Below are 5,565 nucleotides of genomic sequence, written 5' to 3'. Positions count from 1 at the left end.
CCCTCACGATCACCCCGTGGGAGAAGCAGATGGTCGGCGCGGTGGAGAAGGCCATCCTGGCATCGGATCTGGGGCTGACGCCGAACACCGCCGGCACCACCATCCGGCTGAACCTCCCCGCGCTGACGGAAGAGCGCCGCAAGGAGCTCTCGAAGGTCGTGCACAGCGAAGGCGAGGATGCCAAGGTCGCCATCCGCAACATCCGGCGCGATGCCAACCAGCAGGTCAAGGACCTGCTGAAGGACAAGCAGATCACCGAAGACGAAGAGCRCCGGACCGAAGACGAGATCCAGAAGCTCACCGACAAGTCCATCAAGGACGTCGACGATGTGGTGAAGGCCAAGGAGCAGGAATTGATGGCGGTCTGAGGACTGCCATGTCCCCTGCCGCTTCCCCGTCCGTGCCCCGCCACCTGGCCGTCATCATGGACGGCAACGGGCGCTGGGCGGAACGCCGTCGCCGTCCCCGCGTGATCGGCCACCGCGCCGGCGCACGCGCGGTCAACCTCTGCATCGACTTCTGCCTGGAGCGCGGTATCGGCGCGCTGACCCTGTTCGCGTTCTCCAGCGAAAACTGGGGGCGTCCGGAAGAGGAAGTCGGTGCGCTGATGAAACTGTTCCTCAACGCGCTGGACCGCGAGGTCGACGAACTGCACCGGCGCTCGGTGCGCGTGCGCTTCATCGGTGACCGGGCCCGCTTCTCGACCGACATCCGCGCGCGGATGGACGCCGCAGAGGCACTGACCCGCGCCAACGGACGCCTGCACCTGGTCATCGCCGCCAGCTATGGCGGGCGCCAGGACATCGCGCACGCCGCGCGGGCACTGGCCACGGAGGTCGCCGCCGGCCGGCTGCGACCCGAAGACATCGACGAAGCCGCCCTCGGCTCGCAGGTGGCACTGGCCGACCTGCCCGCGCCCGACCTGTTCATCCGCACAGGTGGCGACCACCGCGTCAGCAACTTCCTGCTGTGGCAGCTGGCGTACACCGAACTCTGGTTCACCGATGTGCTGTGGCCCGACCTGGACGCGGCGCTGCTGCAGCGCGCGCTGGACGACTTCGCGCAGCGCGAGCGCCGCTTCGGCCTGACCAGCGCCCAGGTCGCCGGCAGCGCGACCGAGGATCACCCCGCATGAGCGCCACCCGCACCCGTGTCATCGCCGCACTGGTGATGGCGCCGTTCGCCATCGGGGCGATCCTGCTGCTGCCCACCTCGTGGCTGGCCATGCTGGCGGCGCTGGTGTTCCTGGTCGGCCTGTGGGAATGGTTCAAGCTCGCCGAAATCGACGACACCCTGCAGCGCACGGTGCTGCTGACCGCCAACCTGCTGGTGATGGTGGCGCTGGTATGGGCCTCGCGTGGCTCGGGCGACGCCACCGACCTGGTACCGCTGCGCCTGATGGCGCTGGTCGGCGTGGGATGGTGGTTGCTGGCGTTGCTATGGCTGCGCTTCTTCACCTTCGCCTCCGACCACGAGACCTGGGCGCGGGTGTTCAAGCTGGCGGCCGGCACGCTGGCCGTGGTGCCCGCCTGGTGCGCGCTCGGCCTGATCCATTCGTCGCAGCCGAACGGACACATCTGGCTGTTCGTCGCGCTGGCCATCGTGTGGGCCGCCGACAGCGGCGCCTACTTCGCCGGCCGTCACTTCGGTGGTCGCTGGTTCGGCGGCCGCAAGCTGGCACCACGGATCAGTCCCAACAAGACGCTGGAAGGGCTGCTGGGCGGCCTGGTCGCCGGCATGGTGGTCGCCGTGGCCGGTGCGCTGATCGCCGGCGCAGGCGCCGGACACCTGCCCGGCGTGCTGGTCGTGGCGGTGTTCACGGTGCTGTTCTCGGTCGTCGGCGACCTCTTCGAAAGCCTGCTCAAACGGCATGTCGGCGCCAAGGATTCGGGCGACCTGATCCCGGGCCACGGTGGCGTGCTCGACCGCATCGACGGCGTGTTGGCGGCCCTGCCCATCTTCGTACTGGGCAAGGAAGTCTTCGGGTTCTGAGCATGTCCCTGCCCGCCTACCGCAACGTGGCCGTCCTGGGCGCGACCGGCTCGATCGGCGCGTCGGCGCTGGACGTCATCGCGCGCCATCCGGACCGCTACCGCGCCAGCGTGCTGGCGGCCGGCGGCAACGTCGAGGCGCTGCTGTCCTTGTGCGCAGCGCATCGACCCGACCACGCGGTGATCGCCGACGCCGACCTCTACGCGCGCCTGCGCGACGGTCTGGCCGATGCCGGCCTGGCGACGCGCGCGCATGCCGGCGTGGCCGCCCTCGACGCGCTGGTGGCCGCGCCCGACTGTGAGGTCGTGGTCGCCGCGATCGTCGGAGCGGCCGGCTTGTCCTCGACCCTGGCGGCGGCCCGCGCGGGCAAGCGCTTGCTGCTGGCGAACAAGGAGTCGCTGGTGCTCGCCGGCGAACTGGTGACCGCTGCGGCGGACGCGGCGAGCGCCGAGATCATCCCGATCGACAGCGAGCACAACGCCATCTTCCAGTGCCTGCGTTCACGACAGGCTCAGGCCGACGTAAGCCGCATCGTGCTGACCGCGTCGGGCGGACCTTTCCGCGGACGCAGCCGCGCTGAACTCGCGCAGGTCACCCGCGAACAGGCCGTCGCGCATCCGAAATGGTCGATGGGGCCGAAGATCTCGGTCGATTCGGCCACTCTGATGAACAAGGGCCTGGAGCTGATCGAAGCCCACCACCTGTTCGGTGTCGGCCGCGAGCGGCTGGACGTGCTGGTGCATCCGCAGAGCCTGGTGCACTCGCTGGTGGAATTCGTCGATGGCTCGACGCTGGCGCAACTCGGCCTGCCCGACATGCGCACCTCGCTGGCGGTCGGCCTCGGCTGGCCCGAACGGATCGCATCCGGGGTGGGTGGGCTCGACCTGTTGGCCCACCCGCGCCTGGAGTTCGAAGCGCCCGACACGGACGCGTTCCCCTGCCTGCGGCTGGCCTGGGACGCCATGGCGGCGGGCGGCACCGCCCCCGCCGTGCTGAACGCCGCGAACGAAGTCGCCGTTTCAGCCTTTCTTCAGGGCCGGATCGGTTTCCTATCCATCCCCGCGCTGGTCGAGGACGCCCTCGCTGCGCTGCCTGCGGCGCCGGCGGATTCGCTGGAGGTGCTGCTGGCAGCGGATGCACAGGCTCGCCGGCTGACCGAACGCAACCTCGCAAGCCACCTTTCCCGATGAGCGCCGACATCCGATGAGTGAAGTGCTGGGCTCAATCTGGTGGATGATCGTGGCACTGGGCGTGTTGGTCACGTTCCATGAATTCGGCCATTACTGGGTCGCACGCCGTTGCGGCGTGAAGGTGTTGCGCTTCTCGGTGGGCTTCGGAAAGCCGTTGTGGTCCCGGCGCGACCGCCACGGCACGGAATTCGCGGTGGCCGCGATCCCGCTCGGCGGCTACGTGAAGATGCTGGACGAAGCCGAGGGCGACGTCCCCGCCGCCCAGCTCGACCAGGCCTTCAACCGCAAGTCCGTCTGGCAGCGCATCGCGGTGGTGGCGGCGGGTCCGCTGGCCAACATCGTGCTGTGCGTGATCCTGCTGTGGGTCATGTTCGTGATCGGCAAGCAGGACTACTCGGCCACGGTGGGCAGCGTGTCGGGCATCGCCGCCGATGCCGGCCTGAAGCGTGGCGACCGGATCCTGCAAGTCGGCAACCGCACGATCGACACGTGGACCGATGCATCGATCGTACTGACCAAGGCTGCCATCGACGGCGAAGACGTTCCCCTCGAGGTGGAAGCCGCAGACGGCACCACGCGCCTCGTCACGCTACCGCTGTCGCGACTGCCAGACGGGTTCGACCAGGAAAACACGGTTGGCCTGGCCGGACTGGTCTGGCAGCACTGGGTGACGCCGGCCACCATCGGCAAGGTCGCAGCCAACTCCGTCGCGGACGGCGTCCTCAAGCCTGGCGACACCGTCACCGCGGTGGATGGTCATCTGGTGCACGGCTTCGACGATATCGCCCGCCAAGTCGATGCCCTCGGCAAGCGCGGCGGGACCGCCATGATCGAGGTGGACCGGGCAGGCGAGCGGCTGGCCTTCGAGCTTGCGCCGCGCTGGACCAAGCACCCCGACGCCGGCAAAGGGCATTATTGGGCGCTCGGTCTCGCCCCTCCCGACAAGCGGACGATGCCCGCTTACGACGCCCGACTCCACTTCGGCCCCGTCGCCGCTCTTCCAGCGGCCGTGCGCGAGACGGGCAAGCTGACCAGCGACTCCCTCGGCATGATCCGCCGCATGCTGACGGGCGACGCATCGTTGAAGAACGTGTCGGGCCCCATCACCATCGCGCAGGTCGCCAATGTCTCGGCCCAACGGGGTCCGGATTGGTTCCTGTGGTTCCTGGCGGCCATGTCCCTCAGCCTGGCCATCATCAACCTGCTGCCGATCCCCGTCTTGGACGGCGGGCACCTGCTGTATTACCTTATTGAATTGGTCAAGGGCAGCCCCTTGAGCGAGCGCCACATGGTGGCCGGACAATATGTGGGCCTGGCCGCGCTGGCGGGCTTGATGGGATTGGCGTTCTACAACGACATCCTGCGTCTGATGACGCGTCTGGTGACCTGATGCCCCTGAACTTCTTCGGGCCGGCCCGCCCAAAGGCCGCCACCCTTTCCCTGGCAACACCCCGGACCGCTGCCCTGCAGTCCACTCCTGCCCCGCAGGAACCACCCCAACCGGATGTAACGATGACGCGACTGCCTTCCCGCCGCCTGCTTGCCCTCGCCCTGGCTTCGGCCATCGCCATGCCGGCACTGGCCCAGACGACGGAACCCGCTGCCGCGCCCGTGGCCGCCGCGCCGTCGAGCAGCGCATCGTTCACCGCGACGGATATCCGCATCGATGGCCTGCAGCGCATCTCGACCGGCACCGCGCTGACCTACTTGCCCATCGAGCGTGGCGACGTCGTCACCTCCGCCAGCGTGGCCGAGTCGATCCGTGCGCTCTACAAGACCGGCTTCTTCGAAGACGTCAAGCTCGACCGCCAGGGCGACATCCTGGTGGTGACGGTCACCGAGCGCCCCGCCATCAACAAGCTGACGCTGACCGGCAACAAGGACATCAAGACGGAAGACCTGATGACCGGCCTGAAGGACATCGGCCTGTCCGAGGGCGAAACCTTCGACCGCCTGAGCCTGGACCGGGTGACCCAGGAGCTGGTGCGCCAGTACAACAACCGCGGCAAGTACAACGTCGACATCACGCCGACCGTGAGCCCGCTGGACCGGAACCGCGTGGACGTCACCATCGCGGTCAAGGAAGGCAAGGCCGCCAAGATCAAGCACGTCAACGTCGTGGGCGCGGAGAAGTTCGAGACCGAAGACCTGCTGGAGAACTGGGAATCCAAGGAGTCGAGCTGGCTGTCCTGGTACCGCCGCGACGACCAGTATTCCAAGGAAAAGCTATCCGGCGACATGGAGCGCCTGAATTCCTGGTACCTGGACCGCGGCTACGTGGACTTCAACATCGACTCCACCCAGGTGTCGATCAGTCCCGACAAGCGCGACATGTTCATCACCGCCGGCATCACCGAAGGTGAGCAGTACAAGATCTCCGACG

At 68.0% G+C, this 5,565-nt stretch carries 6 protein-coding genes; all 6 read left to right on the top strand.

Going from position 1 to position 5,565, the window contains the following annotated elements; all coding sequences use genetic code 11:
* A partial coding sequence (frr, locus tag AC04L7_RS11555; protein WP_475513046.1) for a ribosome recycling factor occupies window positions 1-368 on the top strand: 368 nt, incomplete at its 5' end.
* Between the two features lie 8 nt (window positions 369-376).
* Window positions 377-1,135, top strand: coding sequence for a polyprenyl diphosphate synthase (gene uppS, locus AC04L7_RS11550; RefSeq protein ID WP_296280375.1), 759 nt, complete (start codon window positions 377-379; stop codon window positions 1,133-1,135).
* Window positions 1,132-1,992 (top strand): phosphatidate cytidylyltransferase, encoded by an 861-nt coding sequence (locus AC04L7_RS11545; RefSeq protein WP_296280373.1) that lies wholly within the window; start codon window positions 1,132-1,134, stop codon window positions 1,990-1,992. Before uppS ends, AC04L7_RS11545 begins: the two co-directional genes overlap by 4 nt.
* 2 nt (window positions 1,993-1,994) lie before the next feature.
* On the top strand, window positions 1,995-3,182 hold the full coding sequence (gene dxr, locus AC04L7_RS11540; protein ID WP_435999693.1) for a 1-deoxy-D-xylulose-5-phosphate reductoisomerase: 1,188 nt from the start codon (window positions 1,995-1,997) through the stop codon (window positions 3,180-3,182).
* A gap of 13 nt (window positions 3,183-3,195) precedes the next feature.
* The gene (gene rseP, locus AC04L7_RS11535; RefSeq protein ID WP_435999695.1) at window positions 3,196-4,572 is read left to right on the top strand and encodes an RIP metalloprotease RseP; all 1,377 of its coding nucleotides are present in this window, start codon (window positions 3,196-3,198) and stop codon (window positions 4,570-4,572) included.
* Between the two features lie 122 nt (window positions 4,573-4,694).
* A partial coding sequence (bamA, locus tag AC04L7_RS11530; protein WP_475513045.1) for an outer membrane protein assembly factor BamA occupies window positions 4,695-5,565 on the top strand: 871 nt, incomplete at its 3' end.

The sequence above is a fragment of the Pseudoxanthomonas sp. LjRoot204_2 genome, assembly GCF_056175765.1.
This window is presented reverse-complemented; position numbering and strand designations above follow the sequence as displayed.

Coding starts and splice junctions, on each gene's coding strand:
- rseP (WP_435999695.1), top strand. CDS start 3,196: ATGAGTGAAGTGCTGGGCTCAATCTGGTGGATGATCGTGGCACTGGGC.
- dxr (WP_435999693.1), top strand. CDS start 1,995: ATGTCCCTGCCCGCCTACCGCAACGTGGCCGTCCTGGGCGCGACCGGC.
- AC04L7_RS11545 (WP_296280373.1), top strand. CDS start 1,132: ATGAGCGCCACCCGCACCCGTGTCATCGCCGCACTGGTGATGGCGCCG.
- uppS (WP_296280375.1), top strand. CDS start 377: ATGTCCCCTGCCGCTTCCCCGTCCGTGCCCCGCCACCTGGCCGTCATC.